Source organism: Subtercola boreus, from assembly GCF_003399635.1.
Lineage (GTDB): Bacteria > Actinomycetota > Actinomycetes > Actinomycetales > Microbacteriaceae > Subtercola > Subtercola boreus_B.
On the sequence record NZ_NBXB01000027.1, the window covers coordinates 176,633 to 202,630 of the forward strand.

The following is a 25,998-nucleotide window of genomic DNA, read 5'->3' on the forward strand; positions in this document are numbered from 1 at the left end:
GGCTCTCAGTAGTCCGATTTACGGGCGCGGCGACCGGTGGATTTCTTCTTCGACTTCGCCTGTGTGGACGAGGAGTCATCCGCAAGCTCGCGGCCGCCCCGGATGGCCGCACGCACCGCGGCGCTGAATCCGGCGATCTTGATGAGCGGGCCCCCGACGGAGGCGGCGAACAGCGCGACCAGCGAGTTCACGTTGCCGGTCACCTCCGCGACATTCGAGGTGATCGAGTCGACTCGTGCCAGCTGTTTGTTCGCCTCCTGCACCGTGACCGTCGTCTCCTCGAGGATCGGCGTGATCCCCTTGCTGACATCCCTGATCGCCAGAGTGGTCTCGTCGAACACCTTGCCGAGCTTGATGAGCGGAAGAGCGAGGAACACGACCAGCACCGCAAAAACTCCCGCGGCGATCAGCCCGGCGATGTCTCCACCAGACATGTGGACACTCCTTACAACTCGGTGTGCACCAGCAGGTCAGCTGGGCAGGATACGAAAAAGGGCGGCCCACCCTGAGGTGGACCGCCCTCAGCGTATCTGTAACGAACGCGGGACCTAGCGAGCCGCGTAGTACTCGACGACCAGCTGCACTTCACAGGTCACGGGAACCTCGGCGCGACGCGGGCGACGCTCGAGACGGGCCTGGAGCTTGTCGATCTCGACCGACAGGTAGCCCGGAACCTTGGGCAGAACGTCGACGTGGCCGCCGGCAGCCGCGACCTGGAACGGAGGCAGGGCCTCTGAACGGGCGTGCACGTGGATCATCTGTCCCGGCTTGACGCGGAACGACGGGCGGTCGACACGAGCGCCGTCGACGAGGATGTGGCGGTGAACGATCAGCTGGCGGGCCTGGGCGGTCGTGCGGGCGAAGCCTGCACGAAGAACCAAGGCGTCGAGACGCATCTCGAGCAGCTCGACCAGGTTCTCACCGGTCAGGCCGCTGCCGCGACGGGCCTCCTGGAACGCGATCTTGAGCTGGGCCTCGCGGATGCCGTACTGGGCACGCAGGCGCTGCTTCTCGCGAAGCCGCACCGCGTAGTCGGAGTCGGTCTTGCGCTTGGTGCGGCCGTGCTCACCCGGAGCGTAGGGACGCTTCTCGAGGTACTTGGCGGCCTTCGGGGTCAGCGGAATGCCGAGGGCCCGGGAAAGGCGGGTCTTGCTGCGGGTACGTGACTTGGTAGACACAAACATCCTTCAAAAGATAAATACGGTTGAGTTGTTGACCCTCGGGCACATGGATGCCCGGGGAAATCGAGGGATGGACCAGGCGCTTCGGCTACAGAACGCGCTTTTCCTGAGGTGGGAGTCTCTCGCAGCCGCGCTAAAGACACCCAGAAGTAGGCCTTGAGAAGATTACCACAGGAGATACCCGAACCACGGCTCAACCCCGCGTGATCCTGCGGATCTTCTCCAGCCTCGCTGCGACATCCCGCTCGTTGCCGTGTTCGGTCGGCCGGTAGTACTCCGTGCTCTTCAGCTCGTCGGGCAGGTACTGCTGCGCCACCACGCCCAGGTCGCTATCGTGCGGGTATGTGTAGCCCTTGCCGTGACCGAGCCGTTTCGCGCCCGGATAGTGCGCATCCCGTAGCGGCTTCGGAACACGCCCGATCTTTCCGGCCCGTACATCGGCTATCGCCTTGTCGATGGCCACGTACGACGCGTTCGACTTGGGCGCCGTCGCCAGGTACACGACCGCCTCGGCGAGCGGGATGCGTCCCTCCGGCATGCCGATGAACTGAACAGCATCGGCGGCAGCGGTCGCGATGACCAGTGCCTGCGGATCGGCCATGCCGATGTCCTCGGCTGCGGAGATGATGATGCGCCGGGCGATGAATCGCGGATCCTCACCCGCTTCGATCATGCGCGCCAGGTAGTGGATCGCCGCGTCGACATCCGACCCCCGCACCGACTTGATGAACGCACTGATCACGTCGTAGTGCTCATCGCCGTTGCGGTCGTACCGCAGAAGAGCACGATCGACGGCCTGGGCCACGGTCTCGTCGGTGATCTCCGGCACCGCGTCGGCATCACCACCCGCCAGCGCGCTCGTACCCGCGGCCTCCAGCGCCGTCAAGGCCCGCCGGGCGTCTCCCGACGCGAGGCGGATGATCGTGGCTCTGCCCTCGGGCGTCAGCGTGACGCGCCCGGCCAGGCCCCGGGCATCCACCACCGCACGGTCGACCAGCAGACCGAGGTCGTCGTCGCTCAGCGGCTCGAGGGTGAGCAGGAGGGAGCGGGAGAGCAGGGGCGAGATGACGGAGAACGACGGGTTCTCGGTGGTTGCGGCCACCAGGATCACCCAGCCGTTCTCGACTCCGGGAAGCAGTGCATCCTGCTGGGCCTTGGTGAAACGGTGGATCTCGTCGAGGAAGAGCACGGTCGACACTCCGTAGAGGTCGCGGCTGGTGAAGGCCTCCTCCATCACCTGGCGCACGTCTCGCACCCCGGCCGTCACCGCTGACAGCTCGACGAACTTACGGTTGGAACTGTGCGCGATGGCTTGCGCCAGCGTGGTCTTGCCCGTGCCGGGCGGCCCCCAGAGGATGATCGACACCGACCCCCGGGCGCCGCCGGAGTCTGAAGCGAGGTTCACCAGCGGCGAACCCGGGCGGAGGAGGTGCTTCTGGCCGGCCACTTCTTCGAGGTTTCGCGGGCGCATGCGCACCGCGAGAGGGACGGCTCCAGAGTGGAGCCCCTGCTGTGTCGAGACCATGGCTTCAGGGTAGCCCGACCCACTGACAGGGCTGCTTCGCCGGGACTGCAAGGGCTGCTTCGCAGGGAGCTTTTGAGCTGAGGGCCGGATTCACCGTAAAGTTCTCGGGGGGTCCGTCGCTTGTCAGCGCCGGAACAGTCGTTGACGGAGGATTCGTGGCACCGAGCAATTCTGATCGTGAAGCACGCGAGTCCAAGCAGCGACTCCGCAACTACCAGGCGCGGCAGACCGTGCACGCGTCGCAGGTGACCCGTCGGAAGCGTGACAACCTCGTCTCGGTGATCGTCGTGCTCGTCGTGGTCATCGTCGCCATCGTCGTGCAGGTCTTCTACTTCTCCGGGGGCCCAGGTACTCCTCTGCCCTCGCCGTCCGCATCCGCCACCGCCGAGCCGACAGCGTCACCCTCGGCGACGCCGAGCTCCACCGAGAACACCGGTGATGTACCGCCGACCTCCGTGGCCGAGGGCCGCGACTGGACAGGTACCCTCACGATCAACGACATCCCCCTGGCCATCGGCCTCGACGGTGTGGCAGCCCCCCAGGCCGTCTCGTCGTTCATCTCGCTGGTGCAGGCCGGGTTCTACACGGGGCTCACCTGCCACCGTCTGACCACAACGGGCATCTTCGTGTTGCAGTGCGGTGACCCGAAGGGCGACGGCACGGGTGGTCCCGGCTACTCGTATGGCCCGGTGGAGAATGCTCCGGCCGACAACGTCTACCCGGCGGGCACGCTCGCCATGGCACGACAGGGTGACAACGCCTACAGCAACGGCAGCCAGTTCTTCATCGTGTACGCCGACTCCACCATCCCCTCCGACACCGCAGGCGGATACACCGTCCTCGGCCAGGTCACCAGCGGGCTCGACCAGCTCCAGAGCAGAGTCATTGCCGCCGGCGTCACGAGCGGCACAGAGACCCCCGTTGTTCCCGCCACCATCACGAACGTCACCGTGCAGTAGGGTGAATTTCGTGATGAGTAGTGACCAACAGCCCTGGGGCCGTGTCGATGAAACCGGAACGGTCTACCTTCGCGAGCCTGACGGAGAACGGGTCGTCGGCCAGTTTCCCGACGGTTCGCCCGAGGAGGCGCTCGCCTATTTCGAGCGCAAGTACACCGATCTCGCCGGCCAGGTGACCCTGCTCGAACAGCGGGTCAAACGCGGCGCGTCGGCCTCCGACGTCAGCAAGGCCGTCTCGTCGCTCTCGAAAGCCATCGAGACCGCAAACGCAATCGGTGACCTCGCGTCGCTGAAGCGCCGGGTGGATGCCCTCACCGAGGTCGTGTCGTCGCTCACCGAGAAGCAGAACGAAGAATCGAAGGCCCAGCTCACGTACGCGATCGCTGAGCGCACCGCCATCGTCGAAGAGGTCGAGGCGCTTGCGGCCGAAGACCCCGCGAAGGCGCAGTGGAAGCAGGTCACGGCTCGTCTCGACGACATGTTCGCGCGCTGGCAGAAGCACCAGCAGGACGGACCGCGTCTGCCCCGCACCGAAGCTGGCGAACTGTGGAAGCGATTCCGGGACGCCCGTACCATCGTCGAAGGGCACCGCAAGGCGTTCTTCGCAGAGCTCGACAGCACTCATCGTGACGCCCGTGCGAAGAAGCAGCAGCTCGTCGAACGCGCCGAGGCACTCATTCCCCAGGGCGCAGATGGCGTGAACGCCTATCGCGACCTCCTCACGGAGTGGAAGAACGCCGGGCGCGCAGGCAAGCGCGTCGACGACACCCTCTGGGAGAAGTTCAAAGCGGCCGGTGACCTCATCTACGCCGCCCGCACCGAGATCGTCGCGAAAGACGACGAGGAGTTCGCTGGCAACCTCACGCTGAAGCTCGAACTGCTGACGGAGGCCGAACCTCTGCTCACCGAGACCGACCGTGCCGTTGCGCGCGAGCGCCTCACGTCGATCCAGCGCCGCTGGGATGAGATCGGCAAGGTCCCCCGCGATTCGGTCAAGGCCGTCGACGAGCGTCTCCGCAAGGTCGAGGCCGCCGTTCGCAAGCTCGACGACGACTTCTGGCAGAAGAACAACCCCGAGAAGAAGGCTCGTGCCGAGGGTCTGGCCGGCCAGCTGACCGACGCGATCGCCAAGCTGCAGGGCGAGATCGATGCAGCGAAGGCTGTCGGCAATGCCTCCAAGGTGGCCGAGCTGCAAGAAGCTCTGGATGCCCGGAAGGTCTGGCTCGACGCCCTGGGTTGATCCACAGTCCGGTCTTCTCCCTCCGCAGCCTCGTCCTCCGCAGCCTTGTCCTCCACAGCCCCACCGGCGGCGGGGTTGTCCACAGATCCGGGTTCCGGATCGGGAGTCGAGGCCGAGGAGCGGCACCATGGGGTCATGCCCCGACTTCTGCCCGACCTCCTGTTCCCCAGTGCCCAGTTCGGCCTCGCTGAACTCAGCGCGGCCCGTCTCGACGGCGAGCTGACACCCGTCGATTCCGGCTTCGCGCCCCTGGACTGCCCGGGAACGGTCGCCCTCCGGCTCCGCGCCCTGGTACCCCTCCTGCCGGAAACGGCCATCGTCGAGCGGCAGAGCGCCCTCTGGGTCTATGGGTTCCGGCCGTTCCCGCCTGCGCGTCACCAGGCGTGTGTGCGTGCGGGGGTCGGCCGTCGGGCTCCGAGTTCCGTGCGGCTCCAGGTGCGTGAGGTCGTCCTGGAGGCAGACGATGTCGTGGCGGTGTCCGGCATCGCCCTGACATCCAGGATCCGAACGGCCATCGACCTGGCGCGGGCCCCGGCATCAGTCGACGACATCCAGCGTGATCAGCTCAGGCTGCTCGTCGAAGCATCGGGCGCCACCCTCGACGAATGCCTCGAACGCCTGGAGCGGTGCCGCAATATGCCGAACAAGACCCGCGCGACCGTTCGGCTGAAGGAGGCCTTCGGTGCTGTGCTCAGCCCCCGCTGACCCGATAGACGTCGTAGACGGCGTCGATCCGACGAACGGCGTTCAGAACCCTGTCGAGATGGGTGGTGTCCCCCATCTCGAAGACGAACCTGCTGATTGCGAGGCGGTCCCTCGACGTGCTGACTGTGGCCGAGAGGATGTTGACGTGGTGCTCGGAGAGCACGCGGGTGACATCCGACAGCAGCCCGGAACGGTCGAGTGCCTCGACCTGGATCTGCACGAGGAACACGCTCTTCGACGACGGGGCCCAGTCGACCTCGATCATCCGCTCGGGCTCCATCAGCAGCGACTTCACATTGTGACAGTCGGACTGGTGCACAGACACCCCCGCGCCGCGGGTCACGAAGCCGACGATCTCGTCGCCCGGCACCGGGGTGCAGCACTTCGCGAGTTTGACGAGGATGTCGGGGGCGCCCCGAACCAGCACGCCGGACTCGCTGTGGGTCGACCGCGGTCGCCGCCCCACTCCGACGTCGATCTCACTGTCGTCGCTCTCGACCTCGGTCTGGAGGGACTGCAGCACCTTCTCGATGACCGACTGGGTGGAGACGTGTCCCTCGCCGATCGCCGCGTACAGCGCCTCGACGTTGTTGTAGCTGAGCTGCGACGCGACCTCGGTGAACGAGTCCTGGCTCATCAGCTTCTGCAGGGGGAGATTCTGCTTGCGCATGGCTCGGGCGATCGAGTCCCGGCCCTGCTCGACGGCCTCGTCGCGGCGTTCCTTCGTGAACCACTGGCGGATCTTGTTGCGGGCACGGGGGCTCTGCACGAACGAGAGCCAGTCCTGGCTGGGACCCGAGTCCGGATTCTTCGAGGTGAACACCTCGACCACGTCACCCGTGGTGAGCGTGCTCTCGAGAGGCACGAGCCGGCCGTTGACCTTGGCGCCCATCGTGCGGTGGCCCACCTCGGTGTGCACCGCGTACGCGAAGTCCACCGGTGTCGCTCCGGCCGGCAGGCCGATGACACGACCCTTCGGAGTGAAGACGTAGACCTCTTTCGCGCCGATCTCGAAACGCAGCGAGTCGAGGAACTCCCCCGGGTCGACCGTCTCGGCCTGCCAGTCGCTTATGCGGGCGAGCCACGCCATGTCCGTGTCGCCCCGGTCCTCGGTGGTTCCGGCGCGGCCGGCGTTCATCCGCTCTTTGTACTTCCAGTGCGCGGCGACACCGAACTCGGCCCGCTGGTGCATCTCGTTGGTCCGGATCTGGATCTCGACGGCTCTGCCGCCCGGGCCCACCACCGTGGTGTGCAGAGACTGGTAGAGATTGAACTTCGGTGTGGCGATGTAGTCCTTGAACCGGCCCGGCATCGGGGTCCAGCGGGCGTGGATCGAGCCGAGTACCGCATAACAGTCGCGAACCGAGTTCACGAGAACCCGGATGCCGACCAGGTCGTAGATCTCGTCGAACTCGCGGCCGCGAACGATCATCTTCTGGTAGATCGAGTAGTACTGCTTGGGTCGCCCGGCCACCTTGCCGCGGATCCTCGATGTCTTGAGGTCGTCACTGACCATGTCGATGACCTGCTGCACGTACTCTTCACGCTGGGGCGTACGCTGCCTCACCAGGTTCTCGATCTCCACATAGAGCTTCGGGGAGAGCACAGCGAACGAAAGGTCTTCGAGCTCCCACTTGATCGCCTGGATGCCCAGCCGATGTGCGAGCGGCGCATAGATCTCGAGGGTCTCCTGAGCCTTCCGCGTCGAGGACTCCGGCGAGACGAAGCCCCAGGTGCGCGCGTTGTGCAGGCGGTCGGCGAGCTTGATGATCAGCACGCGGATGTCCTTCGACATCGCGACGATCATCTTCCGCACGGTCTCGGCCTGGGCGCTCTCGCCGTACTTGACCTTGTCGAGTTTCGTCACACCGTCGACGAGCATGGCGACTTCTTCGCCGAATTCCGCCCGCAACTCGTCGAGCGAGTATTCCGTGTCTTCGACGGTGTCGTGCAGGAGCGCCGCTGCGATGGTCTTCGTTCCGATACCCAGCTCTGCCAGAATCTGGGCCACGGCAACCGGGTGCGTGATGTACGGCTCGCCACTTCGGCGCTTCTGACCGTCGTGGGCCCGCTCGGCGACCGTGTAGGCGCGCTCGATGATGCTCAGATCGGCCTTCGGATGATTCGCCCGAACCGTGCGGATCAGCGTGTCGACTGCACCCGCGGGCTGGGCGCGGGAGAACAGGCGCGGAACGAGCCGCCGCAGCGACGCGTTTGTCGGTGCAGTGGTTTCGGTCATGAGAGGGCCTCCACAACCATTATCCCACTAAGCCTTGAGCTGCTCCGCCGCCGCCTGGGTCTCGGCCGGCTTCTCACGGTTGGCGCGCTGGGAGAGCACCCGCTGGTCGATCTTCTTCACCTTGGGCTCGTTCTGTCGGAGCTGGGCGTAGAGCGGCGACGCGATGAAGATCGTCGAATAGGTTCCGACGAAGATCCCGATCAGGAGCGCGAGCGAGATGTCCCGGAGCGTTCCGGCACCAAGCACGAAGGCCCCGATCACCAGAATGGACGCGACGGGCAGCATCGCCACGACGGACGTGTTGATCGAGCGCACCAGGGTCTGGTTCACCGCGAGGTTCACCGTCTCACCGAAGGTGCGCGTCGCCTTGTCGCCCCATTCGGCCGTGTTCTCCCTGATCTTGTCGAACACCACCACGGTGTCGTAGAGCGAGTATCCGAGAATGGTCAGGAAGCCGATCACGGCCGCCGGAGTGATCTCGAACCCGGTGATGCCGTAGATGCCGGCTGTGATCACGAGGTCGTGGAGTAACGCCACCATCGCTGAGACAGCGATCTTCCAGGTTCTGAAGTAGATCGCCATGAAGACGGCGGCGAGCACGATGAAGATCAGCAGGCCCCGAATGGCCTGGCCGGTGATGTCGGCGCCCCAGGTCGGGCCGATGAAGTTGATCGTCACGTCGGAGGGCTGCACGTTGTACGCCGCGGCGAGGGCGTCGCGCACCTGGTTGCTCTCGGCGTCGTTGAGCTGGTCGGTCTGGATACGGATACCGCTCTGGCCGAGCGTCGAAACCAGGGGTACGACGGCCGGATCGACGGACTTCACCGCATCGATGCCCGCCTGCTGCGACGCGTTCGACACCTGGGAGATCGAGAACTGCGAACCGCCGCTGAACTCGATCCCGAAGACGAACCCTCCCCGGAGGAAGGGCCCCACCACAGAGACGAGGATGAGAAGACCCGCGATCGCGTACCAGAGCTTGCGTCGACCGACAATGTCGAACGAACGCTTGCCGGTGTACAGATCGTTTCCGAGATCACTGAACGAGGCCATCAGCTGTTCTTCCCTTTGCTCTGGCCGGACGAGTCTGTCTGGGTGGGCGTCTTTGGCTCAGCCGGCGGATCGATTACGAGTGTCGACGTACCCGCAGCCCTCCGCTCGGCGATGGTCTGGCGCCGGGCGGCCTCGCGGCCGGCCGACTCCTGCTTCGAGCGGGGAACGGCGGCCGTGGGCGTCTTGAACTGCGCGCGGCCCCGGTAGACGGCTCCGAGCTGACGCGGATCGAGGCCACTCGTCTTGTGGCCGTCGCGGAAGTACGGCAGCTCCGCCAGGAGCGTCAACACCGGATGCGTGAACATCATCACCACCACGATGTCGATGATCGTCGTGAGGCCGAGGGTCAGGGCAAAGCCCTTCACGCTGCCCACCGCGACGATGTACAGCACCACGGCCGCCATGAGGTTGATGAGGTCGGAGGCGAAGATCGTGCGGATGGCGCGTTTCCAGCCGGCCTGCACGGATGATTCGAGACCTCTGCCATCACGCAGTTCGTCGCGTATTCGCTCGAAGTAGACGATGAAGGAGTCTGCGGTGATACCGATGGCCACGATGAGACCCGCGACCCCCGCGAGCGACAGGCGGTACCCGGCGCGCCAGGAGAGCAGGTCGACGACGAGGTAGGTCGCTGCGGCGGCGACGACGAGGGATGCGATCGTCACGGCACCGAGCACCCGGTACTGGGCGATCGAGTAGAGCACCACGAGGATCAGGCCGATCAGGCCGGCGATCAGTCCGCTGATCAGCTGGGTCGACCCGAGGGTCGCCGAGATCGTGTTCTGGCTCTGCACGGTGAAGCTGATGGGCAGCGCACCGAACTTCAGCTGGTCGGCGAGCGTCTTCGACGACGCGGCGTCGAAGTTGCCAGAGATCTGCGGCTGGCCGTTGGTGATCACCGCGAGGGTGCGGGGAGCAGAGATGACCTTGCCGTCGAGCACGATGGCGAACTGGTTCTGTGCCCCGGTGAGACCCGAGAGACGCGTGGTCACCGAGGCGAACTCGCTCGTGCCCTGGTCGTTGAAGAAGATGTTGACGACGTACTGGCCGGTGGAGGCCCCGGAGCTGGTCTGGGCGACTCCGCTCGTGGCGTTGGAGATCGTGTCACCGGCGACCTCGATCGGGCCGAGGACGTACTTCGCACCGTTTTCACCACAGGCGACGAGGGGTTGGTCGGCGGGAGCCTGGCCCGCATCCGTCGCGGCGGTCGAGGTGCAGTCGATGTTCAGGAACTGGTCCTCGAGTGCAGGGGTGATGTAGTTCAGGTCGCTGGCATTGGTCGGAGCAACCGTCGGGGTGGCGTCGAGACCCGGTGTCGGGGTGGTCGTCGGCACATCGGCGGTCGTCGAGACGAGAACCGCGCGGAAGTCGAGCTTCGCCGAGGCCTCGATGCGGGCGAGGGTGGCGTCGTCGGGCTTGCCGGGGATCGACACGACGATGTTCTGGCCGCCCTGGGTCGAGATCTGGGCCTCGGACACACCACTGGCGTCGACACGCTGCCGGATGATCGCGACAGCCTGCGAGACCTGCTCGTCGGAGACGGCCGCGCCGCCGGTCTTCGGGGCGAGGATGATCTCGGTTCCGCCCTCGAGGTCGAGTGCGAGCTTCGGGGTGAATGTTCCACCGCCCCAGATGGCACCAGCGGTGTTGACGCCGGCAAGGGCGATGAAGATGACAAGGAGCCACACCAGTGTGCGTCTGGCCCTCTTGACGGCAGTAGATTTTGCCACCTGCGAAACTCAGCTTTCTATGACGCCCCCGCGGCAGAGTGCTGCCGACGCTAGAGCATACGGCATGCGCGCCGCAATGACCTGTCGCCCGCGCAGAGAACTGCCGCGAACTCGTGAACGGTTGGGGTTGTTACTCAGCAGACTTGCGCGGGTTGCCGTTCTCGTCGAGAGGAACACCGTTCAGGATCGTACCGTCATCGGTGGTCGTCTTCTCGAGTGACGGTGCGACACGCTCGCCGAACGCGGGCTCGCCCTGTTCGCCTGAGGTCTCGACGTCGTCGAGGGCAACAGCGTCTTCGTTGGGAACGACGCGGGTGACGGTCTGGCGGTGCACCTTCAGTACGGTGCCCGGCGTGGTCTCGAGGAAGATCTGGTTGTTCTCTGCATCGATCGAGAGGATCGTGCCGTAGACGCCGAAGTTGGTCATCACGTAGGCGCCTTCGGTGATCTTCTGCGCCAGCTCTTCGGTCTCACGCTTGCGCTTGCGACTGTTCCGCACCATGAAGATGATGAGAACGGCCAGGACGGCCAGAATGACCAGATTCAACGGATCCATGTAGAGGGGAGAGCCTTCCAAGAAGTGGGGGGATTGACGGCCCTAGTGTACTGATCGGGGCTGAACGCCAGCTTGAATTATAGTTCATCCCCGAACAGCGGCTGGGCGCGGGCCCCGGAGGTGCTGTTCTGCTGGCCGGGAAGGGCCTGTGGCTCGAGCCCGAAGTGCTGCCATCCCTCGCGGGTGGCCACTCGTCCGCGCGGTGTGCGCACGATCAACCCGATCCGCACCAGGAACGGTTCGACCACCGACTCGATGGTCTCCGACTCCTCGCCGACGCTGACGGCGAGGGTGTTGAGCCCGACCGGACCGCCGTTGAACCGGGTGAGAAGGATCATCATGACGGCCCGGTCGAGTCGGTCGAGCCCGCGTTCGTCGACGTCGTACAGTTCGAGTGCCGAGCGCACGACAGCCCGCGTCGCCTCTCCCCCGTGCACGAGCGCGTAGTCCCGCACCCGGCGGAGCAGCCGGTTCGCTATCCGGGGTGTTCCCCGTGAGCGGCCAGCGATCTCGATCAGCGCAGATTCCTCGATCGAGAGTTCGAGCATCACCGCGGCACGGCGGAGCACATGCACCAGTTCCTCGGGGTCGTAGAACTCGAGGTGCGCGGTGAATCCGAACCGGTCGCGGAGGGGGTTCGGCAGCAGGCCCGATCGCGTCGTCGCCCCCACGAGGGTGAACGGTGCGAGATCGAGGGGGATGGATGTGGCCCCCGCCCCCTTGCCCACCATGATGTCGATGCGGAAGTCCTCCATCGCGAGGTACAGCAGCTCCTCGGCCGACCGCGCCATGCGGTGGATCTCGTCGACGAAGAGCACCTCACCCGGCACCAGCGACGACAGCACCGCGGCGAGATCGCCCGCGTGCTGGATGGCCGGCCCGCTCGACATGCGGAGGGGGCGCCCGCTCTCGTGGGCGACGATCATCGCGAGCGTCGTCTTGCCGAGGCCGGGCGGGCCGGCCAGCAGGATGTGGTCGGGGGTGCGGTTCTGGATGGTCGCGGCATCCAACAGCAGTTGCAACTGCCCGCGCACCCGCTGCTGCCCCACGAACTCGGCCAGGCTCTTCGGGCGGAGCGCACCCTCGAAGGCGACCTCTGCCTCGGAGCCCAGCTCGGGCTGCAGCAACTCGCCGGACCCCATTCCCTCGGTGCTCATCGGGGCCCGGCCGAGCCCTGGCGGGGCCCGAGTTCGGTGAGGGCGAGACGCAGAAGGGACTGCACGCTCATGGTGTCGACGTCGTCGTTCGCCCCTGCGACCACCCTGTCGAGGGCCTCCGAGGCATTCCGTTCGTTCCAGCCCAGCCCGACGAGCGCGACCAGCACGTCGTCGTGGATCGAGGTGGTTCCGACGAACGTCGGAGCCTGGCCTGCTGCCGGAACTGCGCCGAGACCGGCGACCTTGCCCGTGAGCGAGACGACGATGAGCTTGGCGGTCTTCGGACCGATGCCCGAGACGCGTCGGAACACCGCGTCGTCGTCGTGGGTCACCGCTCGCACGATCTCCGAGGCGGTCAGCGCCGCCAGCACGCCGAGGGCGGATTTCGGGCCGACACCGGTCACCCCGACCAGCAGGGAGAAGATCTCCAGGGACTCGGCGTCGGCGAAGCCGAAGAGCGAGAGCGAGTCCTCCCGCACGATCATGGTGGTGAGAACGAGGGCTTCCTGCCCGGCCCGCAGGGTGAGGGCATGAGTGGGCGTCACCTGCACGGCGAAGCCGACCCCACCGACCTCGATCACGAGAGAGGAGCCGACCGCCTGGAGCACGGTGCCACGAAGACTGGATATCACGACGCCAGCCTATTACTCGTACACACCTTCGAACGTGCGACACTCGGGAGTGTGGCACTCCCCTGCTGACAGGAGACCTGCTACGTCGGTGGAAGGCAGTCGAGGCGCGCAGAGCGGCCAGCGCTCAGCGGCGGAGGCCGCGCCTCTCGGGGCTGGCGGCCTTGGCGGCCTGTTCGGCAGCGAACCAGGCCGCCTGCGCGCCGGTTAGCGCCCGCACTCCCCCGGTGCCGGCGGCCGTGCGGGGTGAGGCGCCGCCGTGCAGGTCACCGGCGGCGGGGGCTGCGCCGGCGGCCAGAGCTCCGAGGGGGGAACGCCACGCGTGGCAGATGGCGAGGGCCAGGGCGTCCGCAGCGTCCGCGGGCTTCGGCACGGCCTCGAGGCGCAGGATCTTCGCGACCATCGTGCCCACCTGCTTTTTGTCGGCCTGGCCGTAGCCCGTGACCGCCGCCTTCACCTCGGTCGGAGTGTGCATGCCGACGGGGAGCCCGCGGCGGGCAGCGGCCACCATGGCGATGCCGCTCACCTGCGCCGTGCCCATCACCGTGCTGACATTGGTGTCGGCGAAGACCCGCTCGAGCGCGACCCTGGCGGGCCGGTATTCGTCGAGCAGCTCGTCGAGTACCGTACTGATCGACAACAGCCGGCTCTCGTGCAGAGTGCCGGGTGCCGTGCGGATGACCGTGACATGCACGAGCGTCGCCTGCCGGCTCTCGGACACATCGACGATCCCCACGCCGCAGCGGGTCAGGCCGGGGTCGATCCCGAGGATCCGCACGGCCGTCGGTCGCTAGTCGTTCTCGAGCTCGGCGCGAACCTCGGAGGTCAGGTCGAAGTTGCTGTAGACGTTCTGCACGTCATCATTGTCTTCCAGCGCATCGATGAGGCGGAACACCTTGCGAGCCGTGTCGGCGTCGACCTCGATCTTCAGGCTGGGCACGAACTCCACATCGGCGGATTCGTAGTCGATACCCGCCTCCTGCAGGGCGGTGCGGTTCGCAACCAGGTCGGAGGCCTCGGTGAGCACCTCGTAGGACTGTCCGTGGTCGGTGACCTCTTCGGCGCCGGCATCCATCACGGCGACGAGCACGTCGTCTTCGCTCAGCCCGTCGGTGTGGGCGACGGTGATGACACCCTTGCGGTGGAAGTTGTAAGCCACGCTGCCCGGGTCGCCCATGGTTCCGCCGTTCCGGGACATCACCGTGCGCACATCTGCAGCCGCCCGGTTCTTGTTCTCGGTGAGGCACTCGATGAGCATGGCGACGCCGTTGGGCCCGTAGCCCTCGTAGATGATGGTCTGATAATCGACGGCCTCGCTGCCGATGCCCGCGCCGCGCTTGACGGCACGGTCGATGAGGTCTTTCGGCACAGAAGTCTTCTTCGCCTTCTGGATCGCGTCGACCAGGGTGGGGTTACCCGAGAGGTCTGCGCCGCCGAGCTTCGCCGCGACCTCGATGTTCTTGATCAGCTTCGCGAACGACTTGGCCCGACGTGAGTCGGTGATCGCCTTCTGGTGCTTGGTGGTCGCCCACTTGGAATGTCCTGACACAGTGTTCTCCTAAAAAATTCTCACCCAGTCTAAGCGAACCGCGTCGCGAGCACCCGGTCGTAGAAGCGGCGATGGAAACGATAGTCCTCCGTCATCTCCGGATGGAACGAGGTGCCGAGCAGGTTTCCCTGTTCGACCGCGATCACCCGCCCGTCGTCAAGGGCGGCGAGAACGGACGCTCGCTCCCCCACCTCTTCGACGACTGGCGCCCGGATGAAGACCGCGTGCACGGCCGGCTCGCCGAATTCCGGTACCTCGACCTCGACCTCGAACGAATCGCGCTGACGACCGAAGGCGTTCCGGCGTACCGCGATGTCCAGACCACCAAGGCTCTGCTGCCCACCGATGCCGTCGATGATCCGGTCGGCGAGCATGATCAAGCCCGCGCAGGTGCCGTAGACCGGGAGGCCAGCCGCGATGGCCTGCTTCAGGGGGTCTGCGAGGCCGAACATCCGCGACAGCTTGTCCATCACGCTCGATTCGCCGCCCGGAATCACCAGCCCGGAGACACGGGCCAGCTCCTCAGGCCGGCGAACCGTGACGACGTCGGCCCCGAAGGACTCCAGTACCGCGGCGTGCTCACGGTAGTCGCCTTGAAGAGCAAGAACCCCTACAGGGCTACCAGCCACGGTCCGCGAGGCGGTGGGGCGCGGGGATGTCGCTCACGTTGATGCCGACCATCGCCTCGCCGAGGCCGCGGGAGGCGTCGAGGATGACCTGAGGGTCGTCGTAGAATGTGGTGGCCTTGACGATCGCAGCGGCACGCTTCGCCGGGTCGCCCGACTTGAAGACACCGGAGCCGACGAACACACCGTCTGCGCCGAGCTGCATCATCATCGCGGCGTCGGCGGGCGTGGCGACTCCGCCGGCCGTGAACAGCACGACGGGCAGCTTGCCCGTCGAAGCAATCTCCGCGACTAGTGCGTAGGGCGCCTGGAGCTCCTTCGCGGCAACGTAGAGCTCGTCGGGGGCGAGCGCGGTGAGCGCGCGGACCTCGCCGAGGATCTTGCGGATGTGCTTGGTGGCCTCCGACACGTCACCCGTGCCGGCCTCGCCCTTCGACCGGATCATGGCCGCGCCCTCGTTGATGCGGCGGAGCGCCTCACCGAGGTTCGTCGCGCCGCAGACGAACGGGATCGTGAAGTTCCACTTGTCGATGTGGTTCACGTAGTCGGCGGGCGAGAGCACCTCGGACTCGTCGATGTAGTCGACGTCGAGCGCCTGCAGCATCTGCGCTTCGACGAAGTGGCCGATCCGGGCCTTCGCCATGACCGGGATCGATACAGCCTTCTGGATGCCCTCGATGAGGTCGGGGTCGCTGGTGCGTGCGACACCTCCCTGCGAACGGATGTCGGCGGGCACTCGCTCGAGTGCCATCACGGCCACGGCACCGGCGTCTTCAGCGATGCGGGCCTGGTCGGCGTTCACGACGTCCATGATGACGCCGCCTTTCAGCATCTCTGCGAGCCCGCGCTTGACGCGATCGCTGCCGACGGAGAACGAGGGTGTGTCTGTCATAGTGGATCTATTCTATTCGGGCGCGAACGCTTCGTTCGGCGGGTGTCACTGAAGTTCTACGCGGAGTAGAATTGGGTAGTTGTTCAGGCAACAGGCCAGGCGGCGGCAATGGATGCGCGAACCTCGCCGAGGAGCTGGGGAAGTGCCTTGGTCTTGGCGATGATCGGGAAGAAGTTCGCGTCGGTCGCCCAGCGCGGAACGATGTGCTGGTGCAGGTGGTCGGCGATGCCCGCTCCCGCGACCCGGCCCTGGTTCATGCCGAGGTTGTAGCCGTCGCAGCGTGACACCGTGCGGAGCACCCGCATGGCGGTCTGGGTGAGGCTCGCGATCTCGGCGGTCTCCTCGGGGCTCGCCTCGTCGTAGAGCGAGATGTGGCGATACGGGCAGACGAGCAGATGACCGCTGTTGTACGGGAACAGGTTCAGCAGCACGTACGCATGCGTGCCCCGGGCGACGATCAGGGACTGTTCGTCATCCAGAGTCGGAGCGATGCAGAACGGGCACTCGTCTGCGCCCGGCTGGGTACCGCTCTGGATGTAGACCATGCGATGCGGGGTCCAGAGGCGCTGGAATTCGTCGGGCACGCCCGCCATCGTGCTCGAGTCGGTGATCTCGACGCCGTCGAAGTCCGGGGTTCCGGCGAAATCGGAAGCACTTCCGGGCCCACCCGGCATCACGCCTCCCCCACTGTGCTGACCTGAACCTTGTTCTCGATCGCGGCCACGATGCGGTCGACCGCGTCGGCGATCGGCACGGCGTTCTCCTGGCTGCCGTCGCGGAACCGGAAGCTCACGGTGCCGCCCGCCCGGTCATCCTCCCCGACGATCAGGAGGAAGGGCACCTTCTCCTTCGTGTGGGTGCGGATCTTCTTCTGCATGCGGTCGTCCGAACGGTCGAGCTCCGCCCGCACACCCTTCAGCTTCAGCTGCTGGATGACCTCGCCCAGGTACTCCTCGTACTGTTCGGCGATCGGGATGCCCACCACCTGCACCGGCGACAGCCAGACCGGGAACGCCCCGGCGTAGTGCTCGGTGAGGATCGCGAAGAAGCGCTCGATCGAGCCGAACAGGGCGCGGTGGATCATGATCGGCTGCTGGCGGGTTCCGTCACTCGCCGTGTACTCGAGTTCGAACCGCTCGGGCTGGTTGAAGTCGAGCTGGATCGTCGACATCTGCCAGGTGCGGCCGATCGCGTCGCGGGCCTGCACCGAGATCTTCGGGCCGTAGAAGGCTGCCCCACCCGGGTCGGGCACCAGCTCGAGGCCCGACTCGACCGCGACCTCGCGCAGGGTCTCCGTCGCGCTCTCCCACAGGTCGTCCGCCCCGATGAACTTGGGGTTGGTGGCGTCGCGGGTCGACAGTTCGAGGTAGAAGTCGTCGAGACCGTAGTCCTTCAGCAGGTCGAGCACGAACTGCAGGGTGGTTGTCAGCTCGGTCTTCACCAGCTCGGGGGTCACGTAGATGTGCGCGTCGTCCTGCGTCATGCCCCGCACGCGGGTGAGTCCCTGCAGGGTTCCGCTCTTCTCGTAACGGTACACCGACCCGAACTCGAACAGGCGGAGCGGGAGCTCACGGTAGCTCCGACCACGGGCCCGGAAGATGAGGTTGTGATACGGGCAGTTCATCGGCTTCAGGTAGTAGTCCTGGCCCTGCCGGGTGATGTTGCCCTCGTCGTCGCGCTCCTCGTCGAGGTGCATGGGCGGGAACATGCCGTCGGCGTACCACTGCAGGTGGCCGCTGGTCATGAACAGGTTCGCCTTGGTGATGTGCGGGGTGTTGACGAAGTCGTATCCGGCCGCGATGTGGCGCTGCCGGGAGTAGTTCTCGAGCTCCTGGCGGATGATGCCGCCCTTCGGGTGGAACACCGCGAGACCCGATCCGATCTCCTCGGGGAACGAGAAGAGGTCGAGTTCGGCGCCGATGCGGCGGTGGTCACGCTTCGCGGCCTCCTCGAGCCGGGCCTGGTGGGCGCGCAGCTCGTCTTTCGAGGGCCATGCGGTGCCGTAGATGCGCTGCAGCTGCGGGTTCTTCTCCGAACCGCGCCAGTAGGCGGCGGCCAGGCGGGTGAGCGCGAATCCGTTCCCGATCATGCGGGTGTTGGGCAGGTGCGGGCCGCGGCAGAGGTCGCTCCAGATCGTCTCGCCGGTCTTCGGGTCGACGTTGTCGTAGATGGTCAGCTCAGCGCCTCCCACCTCGACCGACTCGTCTTCGGCGGCGGAACCGCCCTTGATGCCGATGAGTTCGAGCTTGTAGGGCTCATCCGCCAGCTCCGCGCGCGCCTCTTCTTCGGTGACGACCCGGCGCATGAAGCGCTGGCCCTGGCGGATGATGCGTTCCATCGCCTTCTCAAGCGTCTTCAGATCGTCGGGGGTGAATGCCGTCGCCACATCGAAGTCGTAGTAGAAACCGTCGGTGACGGGCGGCCCGATGCCGAGCTTCGCCTCGGGATTCACCGACTGCACGGCCTGTGCCATCACGTGGGTGGCCGAGTGGCGCAAAATGTTCAGGCCGTCGGGCGACGAGATCTCCACACCCTCGACGTAGTCGCCGGGCGCTATGGTCGCCGCGAGGTCACGCAGTTCGCCGTTCACCTTCATGGCCACAATCGTTCGCTCGGTGAACAGTTCGAATCCGGTGCTGGTGTTCTCAACCTGGATGATGTCACTCACGTACTGGGGCTCCTCGGGTGCGGCGGTGGTACTCGTGTCCTGGCGCGAACGGGCGTGAACTCAACTTTACTGCTGCGAAGATGGAGCCATGACCGATGCCTCGGGCCTCTACCTGCCGCCCATCACTGAGCCGGTGAGGATGATCGGCAGCCGCCGCTTCGACTTCTCGAGGCAGATCGCGGTGATGGCCATCGTGAACCGCACACCTGATTCGTTCTACGACCAAGGACGTACGTTCGCGCTCGACCAGGCGGTGGCCGCAGCGGTGCGCGCCGGGGCCGAGGGAGCCGACTGGGTCGACATCGGGGGCGTGCCGTTCGCGCCCGGCCCCGAACTGCCGGCTTCAGAAGAGGCCGCGCGGGTTCTCCCCGTCATCGAGGCGCTGGCCGCTTCGTCAGACGTGGTGATCTCCGTCGACACCTTCCGCCCGGAGGTCGCGGCGGCGGCGATCGCGGCGGGGGCGTCCGTGATCAACGACACCACGGGCATCCACGACCCCCGGCTGGCCGACGTGGTCGCAGACAGCGAGGCGACCCTCGTCATCACGCATTCGCGTGCCGAGCCGCGGAAGCCCTTCCCGAAGCCGCAGTACGCCGATGTGGCTGGTGAGGTGCGAGACTTTCTGCTGTCACGGGTGGAGCTGGCGCTCTGCCGCGGCGTGCCGTCGTCGCGCATCATCGTCGACCCGGGTCACGACCTGAACAAGAACACCCTCCACACCCTGGAGTTGACGAGGCGGCTCCCCGAAGTCGCCGCCCTCGGGTTTCCCATGCTGGCCGCGGTCTCGAACAAGGACTTCATCGGCGAGACGCTCGACCTGCCGAAACCGGAACGTCTCGCAGGGTCGCTCGCCGCCGCCTCGGCCAGCGTGCTGCTCGGTGCCCGCATTGTGCGGATGCACGACGTCCGTGCGTCGGTCGAGGCGATGCGGATGCTCGAAGCCATCCTCGGCTGGCGGCAGCCTCTCGCTCCCCGGCACAACCTCTGAAAGGCGACCGATGACCGACGGCATCCTGCAGCTCTACCCCACCGCCGCCTCGCCTGCGGCCCTGACCGACGACCAGCTGCTGGCCCTGTATGCCACGCCCACCCGCGGAGAGCGGCTCGTGCGGGCGAACTTCGTCTCGAGCGTCGACGGCTCGGCGACTGCCTCGGGGCTGTCGGGAAAGCTCGGCGGCCCGGCTGACAGACGCGTCTTCGACCTGCTGCGTCAGCTCGCGGATGTCGTGCTCGTGGGTGCGGGAACGGTTCGCTCCGAGGGGTACGGCGCGATGCGCCTTGCTCCGGATGCCGCGAGCTGGCGTGTCGCGAACGGCGTCCCCGAGCATCCGGTGTTCGCCCTCGTCAGCGGTCGGCTCGACCTCGACCCCTCCAGCGACGTCTTCGCGAAGGCGCCTGTTCGGCCGCTGGTGCTGACGGTGCAGAGCGCTTCAGCGACGAAGCGTGCCGCTCTGGAGGAGGTCGCCGACGTCGTGGACTGCGGCTCGGACTCCCTCGACATCCTGACGATGCTCGATGTGCTGACGAACCGGACGCTCACCTGGATCCACTGTGAGGGCGGGCCGTCGCTGCTCGGTTCCCTGGTCGCCGCAGACGCCCTCGACGAACTGTGCCTGACGACCAGTCCGGTGCTCGAAGGGGGCACAGGTGCGCGCATCGTGCATGCGGCGACGCCCGTTCCGCTCCGCGGAATGCGGCTCGACCACCTTCTCCTCAGCGGCAGCATGACGCTGTCGAAGTACTCGCGGGTGCGCTGACCGAGCCCGAATGGTCTGGCTGTGCGCGTAATTCAGGACATGCGGGACGGCGTGGACGATCTGGGCTCGGCGACGCCCCTGGCCTGAATTGTGCCCGACGGCGAGGCATGGTGCCGGGGCGGAAAACAGGAATGGCCCCGAACATGTTCGGGGCCATTCATCTGTGGGCGGTACTGGGATCGAACCAGCGACCTCTTCCGTGTCAGGGAAGCGCGCTACCGCTGCGCCAACCGCCCAATCTTTCACTTGCCTCGCGACTTCGATACTGCAAGATTTTCGACTGCGAGGACGTCGAAAATCATTTGAGCGAGGTGGCGACGGGATTTGAACCCGTGTGGACGGCTTTGCAGGCCGCTGCCTCGCCTCTCGGCCACGCCACCATGTGGAGGGTTGCCCCAACGGTACATCTACACTCGAGCGGATGACGAGATTCGAACTCGCGACCCCAACCTTGGCAAGGTTGTGCGCTACCACTGCGCCACATCCGCATTTCTACGACTGCTCGGTTTGTTGCTTTGCCTGCATTACTGCGTGCTCGGAAGACTCTACCGGAAGCCTCGGCACAAAACAAAACCGGCCGGAGCGCGTGTCGTCACACTCGCTCGATGTGCGTTCGGAGCCCCTCGTCGGCTAAGATCGACGAGCACGAGATGGGGTGACCACGGTCACCCTGAGTCACTCTCGGGCGATTGGCGCAGTTGGTAGCGCGCTTCGTTCACACCGAAGAGGTCATCGGTTCGAGTCCGGTATCGCCCACCCCCACACCCCCGACATTCCGCCGCCCGGCGTGAGCGTCGGGGGTGTTGTTCGTTCACGCCGAGAGCTCCGGGAGACACGCTGATGACCGTCGACGATCTGCCCCGCATGGTGCTGCACGAATCAGCGATCGCGCACAACATCGCCCTGATGAGCGAGTTCTGTGCGCAGGCGGGTGTGTTGCTCGCCCCGCATGCGAAGACGCACCTCTCGAAGGATCTCTGCGACAGACAGCTGGCGGCGGGCGCCTGGGGACTAACTGCGGCCACCACGTCGCAGGTGCGAACCCTCGTCGAGTTCGGTTCGCCGCGCATCCTGCACGCAAATGTGCTGGTGGATGCTCTTGCCATCCGCTTTGCCGCCTCGACCTTCCTCGGCACCGACTCCAGCACCGAGTACCTCTGCTACGTGGACAGCCTGGCCGGCCTCGACCTGCTCGAACACGCGCTGGAGTTGCTGTCTCCGGCGAAGAAGCTGCGGGTGCTGGTCGAGCTGGGGTATCCGGGCGGACGAACAGGTGCCCGGAGCGAATCGGATGCGCGCAGGATCGGTCACGAGGTCGCGGCGTCGAGCCGGCTGGAGCTCGCAGGCATCGCTGGCTACGAGGGGCTGATGCCTCGGGGCGAGGGCGTGTTCCCGGATGCTGCGCCCGCACTGCTGGCGGGCATCCGGTGCCTCGCAACGTACTTCCACACCGAGGGGCTCTTCGCCGGCACGCCGGTGGTGACAGCGGGCGGGAGTTCGTACTTCGACCTCGTGGCGGCCGAGCTCGGGCCGCAGAACTTCGACTTCGAGGTGCTGCCGGTGCTGCGGAGCGGCTGCTACCTGACGCACGACCACGGCGTCTACGCGCGCACGTCGCCATTGGGCGACAGCCCACGGGAGGTCGCTCGACTGGCCGGGACGGCCGGAACGCCGACCGCGCCCACCACAGTCACCGAGGTCGCCGCCGCGTTCGAGCCCGCCTTCGAGCTGCTGGCGAGTGTTCTGTCGGCGCCCGAGCCGGAACTCGTGATCGTCGGCTTCGGACGGCGTGAGGCGCCCACCGACGACCATCTGCCGGTGGTGCTGGGAGCGCTGGCCCCGGATGGGGGCGTGCCTCTCGACACCGAAGGCTGGACGGTGACGGCGGTGAACGATCACCACGCCTACCTGCGCGTCCAGCCAGAGCCCTCCGTGCTGCCGGGCACGGTGCTGCGGTTCGGCATCAGTCACCCCTGCGGCGCCTTCGACCGCTGGCGGAGCATCCCGCTCGTCGATGCACGCTACGGCGTGGTGGGCCAGATCACGCCCGCGCTCTGACCTCTGCGCGGAGTAGCGGCGCGGAGTAGCGGCGCGGAGTAGCGGCGCGGAGTAGCGGTCGAGGGGACCCAAACTGCTCTCTCCCGGCTGTTTTGGAGCGATTTGCGTCCCTTCGATCGTTCCAACTGTGAGCGGGGATGGCGCACGGGTGGCGCGGGAAGGGGTGGCGAAGGTAGGGGTGGCGCGCACGGGTGGCGCAGGGGCGGCGCAGGCGGGGTGGCGCGCACGGGTGGCGCAGGCGGGGTGGCGCAGGGGCGGCACGCGCGGGGCGGCGCAGGCGGGGCGGCGCAGGCGGGGTGGCGCAGGCTGGGGTGCGGGGGCCGGTCAGAAGCGGTAGCGCTGCTGGAGGGCCTTCGCTACGCGGGCGTAGGTGGGGGCATCCAGAGCCGCGCCCTCGCGGCGCATGCCGGCATCAGTGACGCGGAAGAGCCGGTCGAGGCGCACCCAGGAGGCCCGGCCCGCGGGGTCCCAGGGGCCGGGGCCAAGCTCCAGAGCGCCCCGGTCGTCGGGGTGCGCCTTGCTGGTGAGTTGGATGCCCAGCACCGTCGTCGCACTCAGGCGCGCCAGAACGAGCATGGGGCGGTCCTTGCCGCGGCCGTCGTTCTCCTCGTACGGCACCCAAGTCCAGACGACCTCGCCCGGGTCCGGCCGCGCATCGGCGTGCGGGGCATAGGCGAGCTTCTGGTGACCCAGGGTGCGGGAGTCGATCTCGACCGTGCGGGTGGCATCGGAGGGCGGCGGAGCAGGCCGGGTGGTCGTGGTGCGCGGGGTCGAGGTGCGAGAAGTCGTGGGGCGAGAAGTGGTACCGCGAGGGTTGGAGCCCCGTGGGGTCGTGCCGCGCGGAGGGTTTCGCGGCGAGGCTTTCTGCGGAGCCAGCCCGGAGGCGATCGACCGGAGAACCGTTCCGAGGAAATGGGTGAAGGAGGGCACGGACACCAATCTACGTGAGCGTGCCCTCCCGGCCGATCAGGCCTGCCCGCGACCCGTCTCCTGCTGCAGCCGGTCGATCTGCTCGGAGGCTTCGGCCTTGGTCAGGTCGGCAGACAGCGTTTCGCCCGCCTCGTGCGCCAGGGTGTCGAGGTAGCTACGCTGCGGACCGGTCATCGGCTCGTCGCCGGTGACCCAGTCGCTCGGGTCCTTGCTGGCGCTCGTGCTGGGATCGGGGCGGTCGCCGCCGAGGGTGTCGCCGGTCGGTTCGGTCGGTTCGGTCGGCTCGGTCGGCTCGGTCGATTCAGCTGGCTCGGTCGTGGGTTCGGTGTTGTCGTCTGTGCTGTTCATGTCACTCATGTACGTCAGAATAAATCAGCCGACCAACACCGGCGGAGAAACGACGAGGGCCTTGACACCGCACGAAAGTGCAGCGGCAAGGCCCGGGATCCGCGGGTCGGAGATCAGTCGCGCAGGTTCTCCTTGAAGTCGTTCTTCGCCTCGGTGGCGTCGCGGTTCTGCTCCGCCTTCTTCACCTCGGCGTCGGCCTTGGCCTCATCGACCTTGTCGGAGACACGCCCCTTGGTGTCGTCGAATGCACGGCTCAGCTTCTCGCCTGCCGCTTCTGCTGCCTCTTTGGCGTTGTCAAGAAGTCCCATGTCTTCTGCTCCGTCTCTCATTGAGTGCAGGCTCTCCGGCACTCCGTGGCCACAGCCTATTGATCTCGTCGACGGCCGGTAAAGGTCTTGGCGGTGATTCACGGGTCGTGCTAAGGCAACATAATGAAGGGGGCGACGAGGCCGACGAAAGGCAGCACGACGATGACGAGTGACACCGCCAGGCCCTGGCTGAGCAGCTACGCAGAGGGTGTTCCGCACGAGATCGATCTGCCGACGGGTTCGCTCGTCGATCTCATCGAGGCGTCGGTGAAACGGTTTGCGAAGAAGCCGGCCCTGGTGTTCTTCGGAGCCGAGACCTCCTACCGTGAGCTCGGCGACCAGATCGACCGGGCAGCAGAGGGCCTCCGCCGGCTCGGTGTCGAGAAGGGCGACCGGGTGGCGCTCGTGCTGCCGAACTGCCCCCAGCACATCGCCGCCTTCTATGCCGTGCTGCGACTCGGCGCCATCGTGATCGAGCACAACCCGCTCTACACCCCGCGGGAGCTCCGCCACCAGTTCGAGGACCACGGCGCGACCGTCGTCATCGCCTGGGACAAGGTGGTCGACACCATCCAGCGGATGCCCGACGACGTCGCGTTCGAGCACATCGTCTCGGTCGACCTGACCCGCGCGATGCCCCTGCACACACGGATCGCCCTGCGGCTCCCGGTAAAGAAGGCGCGCGATGCCCGGAACGCCCTGCACGCGAAGGTGCGCCGCACCATCGACTGGGAGTCCCTGCTCGAGAGCCGGCGCATCCGGAAGTCCCACCCGCGCCCGGGCGTCGACGACATCGCCCTCCTGCAGTACACCAGCGGCACCACGGGAACGCCGAAGGGCGCGATGCTGACCCACTTCAACCTGCACGCGAACGCCTTGCAGGGCCGGGCGTGGCTGCCGGGGCTCGAGGAGGGCCGCGAGGTCGTCTACGGGGTGCTTCCGATGTTCCACGCCTACGGACTGACGCTCTGCCTCACGTTCGCGATGAGCGCCGGGGCGCGGCTCGTGCTGCTCCCCCGCTTCGACGTCGACCTCGTGCTCGACGCGGCAAGGAAGCATCCGCCGACCTTCCTGCCCGCCGTTCCGCCGATCTACAAACGGCTCGCCGAGGCAGCCGAGACGCGCGGAACCGATCTGTCGGGCATCCGGTTCGCCATCTCAGGGGCGATGAACCTGCCCACGCCGACGGTCGAGCTCTGGGAGCGCGTGACGGGCGGTCTGCTCGTGGAAGGCTACGGACTCACCGAGACCTCCCCGGTGGCGCTCGGCAATCCCGTAGGGCCGACCAGGCGCGCCGGAACCATCGGCGTGCCGTTCCCGAGCACCGACGCGAAGGTCGTCGACCCCGACGATGTGACGAGCGAACGGCCGACCGGCGAGGCCGGGGAGTTGCTCATCCGGGGTCCACAGGTGTTCCAGGGCTACTGGCAGAAGCCCGACCAGACCCGTGAGGTCCTGTTGGATGACGGCTGGTTCCGCACCGGGGACATCGTCTCGATCGACGCCGACGGCTTCGTGACCGTGGTCGACCGCATCAAGGAGCTCATCATCACGGGCGGCTTCAACGTCTCCCCGAGCGAGGTCGAGGATGCGCTCTGCCAGCACCGGAGCGTGAAGGATGCCGCCGTGGTCGGCCTGCCCGGCGCGAACGGCGGCGAGGATGTCGTCGCCGCCGTCGTGCTGAATCCGGGTGCGACTCTCGACGAGAAGGCGATCCGGGACTTCTGCCGTGAGGCGCTGACCGCCTACAAGGTGCCGAGGCGCGTCGTGGTGGTGGATGAGCTGCCGACCTCGCTCATCGGCAAGGTGCTGCGCAAGAAGGTGCGCGACGACCTGCTGAAGAACGCGGCCTGAAACGACCGAGGTCTGAAACGAAAAAAGCCGGGCG

25 protein-coding genes and 4 tRNA genes are annotated in these 25,998 nt (G+C 66.6%); 8 read left to right on the top strand and 21 right to left on the bottom strand.

Going from position 1 to position 25,998, the window contains the following annotated elements:
• Positions 1-5 precede the first annotated feature (5 nt).
• From B7R22_RS08655 to B7R22_RS08665, 3 genes are all read right to left on the bottom strand, one after another.
• On the bottom strand, positions 6-434 hold the full coding sequence (locus B7R22_RS08655; RefSeq protein ID WP_116283179.1) for a DUF948 domain-containing protein: 429 nt from the start codon (positions 432-434) through the stop codon (positions 6-8).
• A 114-nt stretch (positions 435-548) separates the two neighbouring features.
• Entirely contained in the window at positions 549-1,184 is a 636-nt protein-coding gene (gene rpsD, locus B7R22_RS08660) for a 30S ribosomal protein S4 (RefSeq protein WP_172582275.1), read from the bottom strand.
• 190 nt (positions 1,185-1,374) lie between these two features.
• Positions 1,375-2,706, bottom strand: coding sequence for a replication-associated recombination protein A (locus tag B7R22_RS08665; RefSeq protein ID WP_116411355.1), 1,332 nt, complete (start codon positions 2,704-2,706; stop codon positions 1,375-1,377).
• Positions 2,707-2,861: 155 nt separating this feature from the next.
• On the opposite strand from B7R22_RS08665, the gene B7R22_RS08670 reads away from it, so the two are divergent.
• From B7R22_RS08670 to B7R22_RS08680, 3 genes are all read left to right on the top strand, one after another.
• Positions 2,862-3,665 (top strand): peptidylprolyl isomerase, encoded by an 804-nt coding sequence (locus B7R22_RS08670; RefSeq protein WP_116411356.1) that lies wholly within the window; start codon positions 2,862-2,864, stop codon positions 3,663-3,665.
• A 13-nt stretch (positions 3,666-3,678) separates the two neighbouring features.
• A complete protein-coding gene (locus B7R22_RS08675; protein ID WP_116411357.1) occupies positions 3,679-4,905 on the top strand; it encodes a DUF349 domain-containing protein in 1,227 nt (408 codons plus the stop codon).
• Between the two features lie 135 nt (positions 4,906-5,040).
• Positions 5,041-5,610, top strand: coding sequence for a hypothetical protein (locus B7R22_RS08680; RefSeq protein WP_116411358.1), 570 nt, complete (start codon positions 5,041-5,043; stop codon positions 5,608-5,610).
• Here the strand turns inward: B7R22_RS08680 and B7R22_RS08685 are convergent.
• From B7R22_RS08685 to thrS, 12 genes are all read right to left on the bottom strand, one after another.
• The gene (locus tag B7R22_RS08685; RefSeq protein ID WP_116411359.1) at positions 5,597-7,849 is read right to left on the bottom strand and encodes a RelA/SpoT family protein; all 2,253 of its coding nucleotides are present in this window, start codon (positions 7,847-7,849) and stop codon (positions 5,597-5,599) included. The genes B7R22_RS08680 and B7R22_RS08685 overlap by 14 nt on opposite strands.
• Positions 7,850-7,876: 27 nt before the next feature.
• A complete protein-coding gene (secF, locus tag B7R22_RS08690; RefSeq protein WP_116411360.1) occupies positions 7,877-8,902 on the bottom strand; it encodes a protein translocase subunit SecF in 1,026 nt (341 codons plus the stop codon).
• Complete coding sequence (gene secD, locus B7R22_RS08695; RefSeq protein ID WP_116411361.1) at positions 8,902-10,632, bottom strand: protein translocase subunit SecD; 1,731 nt, start codon at positions 10,630-10,632, stop codon at positions 8,902-8,904. The genes secF and secD overlap by 1 nt, the downstream gene beginning before the upstream one ends.
• A 130-nt stretch (positions 10,633-10,762) precedes the next feature.
• Positions 10,763-11,188, bottom strand: a complete 426-nt coding sequence (gene yajC, locus B7R22_RS08700; RefSeq protein WP_116411362.1) for a preprotein translocase subunit YajC — start codon at positions 11,186-11,188, stop codon at positions 10,763-10,765.
• Positions 11,189-11,265: 77 nt separating this feature from the next.
• A complete protein-coding gene (ruvB, locus tag B7R22_RS08705; protein WP_253258966.1) occupies positions 11,266-12,345 on the bottom strand; it encodes a Holliday junction branch migration DNA helicase RuvB in 1,080 nt (359 codons plus the stop codon).
• Positions 12,342-12,977 (bottom strand): Holliday junction branch migration protein RuvA, encoded by a 636-nt coding sequence (gene ruvA / locus B7R22_RS08710; RefSeq protein WP_116411363.1) that lies wholly within the window; start codon positions 12,975-12,977, stop codon positions 12,342-12,344. The genes ruvB and ruvA overlap by 4 nt, the downstream gene beginning before the upstream one ends.
• Before the next feature lie 124 nt (positions 12,978-13,101).
• Positions 13,102-13,752 (bottom strand): crossover junction endodeoxyribonuclease RuvC, encoded by a 651-nt coding sequence (gene ruvC, locus B7R22_RS08715; protein ID WP_116411364.1) that lies wholly within the window; start codon positions 13,750-13,752, stop codon positions 13,102-13,104.
• A 12-nt stretch (positions 13,753-13,764) separates the two neighbouring features.
• A complete protein-coding gene (locus B7R22_RS08720; protein ID WP_116283192.1) occupies positions 13,765-14,523 on the bottom strand; it encodes a YebC/PmpR family DNA-binding transcriptional regulator in 759 nt (252 codons plus the stop codon).
• 29 nt (positions 14,524-14,552) lie between these two features.
• Positions 14,553-15,152: a pyridoxal 5'-phosphate synthase glutaminase subunit PdxT gene (gene pdxT, locus B7R22_RS08725; RefSeq protein ID WP_116411365.1), complete on the bottom strand. Its 600-nt coding sequence runs from the start codon at positions 15,150-15,152 to the stop codon at positions 14,553-14,555.
• Positions 15,142-16,041: a pyridoxal 5'-phosphate synthase lyase subunit PdxS gene (pdxS, locus tag B7R22_RS08730; protein ID WP_116411366.1), complete on the bottom strand. Its 900-nt coding sequence runs from the start codon at positions 16,039-16,041 to the stop codon at positions 15,142-15,144. The genes pdxT and pdxS overlap by 11 nt, the downstream gene beginning before the upstream one ends.
• A gap of 83 nt (positions 16,042-16,124) precedes the next feature.
• Positions 16,125-16,634, bottom strand: coding sequence for an HIT family protein (locus B7R22_RS08735; protein WP_253258976.1), 510 nt, complete (start codon positions 16,632-16,634; stop codon positions 16,125-16,127).
• A gap of 80 nt (positions 16,635-16,714) precedes the next feature.
• Positions 16,715-18,637, bottom strand: a complete 1,923-nt coding sequence (gene thrS / locus B7R22_RS08740) for a threonine--tRNA ligase (RefSeq protein WP_216363430.1) — start codon at positions 18,635-18,637, stop codon at positions 16,715-16,717.
• A 160-nt stretch (positions 18,638-18,797) separates the two neighbouring features.
• Here thrS and folP point away from each other — a divergent pair, with 160 nt between their 5' ends.
• Both folP and B7R22_RS08750 read left to right on the top strand, forming a co-directional pair.
• Complete coding sequence (folP, locus tag B7R22_RS08745; RefSeq protein ID WP_116411369.1) at positions 18,798-19,697, top strand: dihydropteroate synthase; 900 nt, start codon at positions 18,798-18,800, stop codon at positions 19,695-19,697.
• 10 nt (positions 19,698-19,707) lie between these two features.
• Entirely contained in the window at positions 19,708-20,466 is a 759-nt protein-coding gene (locus B7R22_RS08750; RefSeq protein WP_116411370.1) for a pyrimidine reductase family protein, read from the top strand.
• A 164-nt stretch (positions 20,467-20,630) separates the two neighbouring features.
• Here B7R22_RS08750 and B7R22_RS08755 read toward each other — a convergent pair.
• The 3 genes from B7R22_RS08755 to B7R22_RS08765 all read right to left on the bottom strand — a co-directional run bounded on the left by B7R22_RS08755 (position 20,631) and on the right by B7R22_RS08765 (position 20,954).
• A tRNA-Val gene (locus tag B7R22_RS08755) sits at positions 20,631-20,702 on the bottom strand.
• A 73-nt stretch (positions 20,703-20,775) separates the two neighbouring features.
• Positions 20,776-20,846: transfer RNA gene (locus B7R22_RS08760), tRNA-Cys, on the bottom strand.
• 36 nt (positions 20,847-20,882) lie between these two features.
• Positions 20,883-20,954, bottom strand: a tRNA-Gly gene (locus B7R22_RS08765).
• 195 nt (positions 20,955-21,149) lie between these two features.
• Between B7R22_RS08765 and B7R22_RS08770 the strand changes: the two genes are divergently transcribed.
• Both B7R22_RS08770 and B7R22_RS08775 read left to right on the top strand, forming a co-directional pair.
• Positions 21,150-21,222, top strand: a tRNA-Val gene (locus B7R22_RS08770).
• An 84-nt stretch (positions 21,223-21,306) separates the two neighbouring features.
• Positions 21,307-22,524 carry an alanine racemase gene (locus tag B7R22_RS08775; protein ID WP_116411371.1) on the top strand — a complete coding sequence of 406 codons (1,218 nt, stop codon included), beginning with the start codon at positions 21,307-21,309 and terminating at the stop codon, positions 22,522-22,524.
• Positions 22,525-22,848: 324 nt separating this feature from the next.
• Here the strand turns inward: B7R22_RS08775 and B7R22_RS08780 are convergent, their stop codons facing one another.
• The 3 genes from B7R22_RS08780 to B7R22_RS08790 all read right to left on the bottom strand — a co-directional run bounded on the left by B7R22_RS08780 (position 22,849) and on the right by B7R22_RS08790 (position 24,110).
• On the bottom strand, positions 22,849-23,454 hold the full coding sequence (locus B7R22_RS08780; protein ID WP_253258967.1) for a type II toxin-antitoxin system PemK/MazF family toxin: 606 nt from the start codon (positions 23,452-23,454) through the stop codon (positions 22,849-22,851).
• Between the two features lie 36 nt (positions 23,455-23,490).
• Positions 23,491-23,802 carry a DUF3072 domain-containing protein gene (locus tag B7R22_RS08785; RefSeq protein ID WP_116411372.1) on the bottom strand — a complete coding sequence of 104 codons (312 nt, stop codon included), beginning with the start codon at positions 23,800-23,802 and terminating at the stop codon, positions 23,491-23,493.
• A 113-nt stretch (positions 23,803-23,915) separates the two neighbouring features.
• Positions 23,916-24,110, bottom strand: coding sequence for a hypothetical protein (locus tag B7R22_RS08790; RefSeq protein WP_116411373.1), 195 nt, complete (start codon positions 24,108-24,110; stop codon positions 23,916-23,918).
• A 162-nt stretch (positions 24,111-24,272) separates the two neighbouring features.
• Between B7R22_RS08790 and B7R22_RS08795 the strand changes: the two genes are divergently transcribed.
• A complete protein-coding gene (locus B7R22_RS08795; protein WP_116411374.1) occupies positions 24,273-25,964 on the top strand; it encodes a long-chain-fatty-acid--CoA ligase in 1,692 nt (563 codons plus the stop codon).
• The last annotated feature ends 34 nt before the right edge of the window (positions 25,965-25,998 follow it).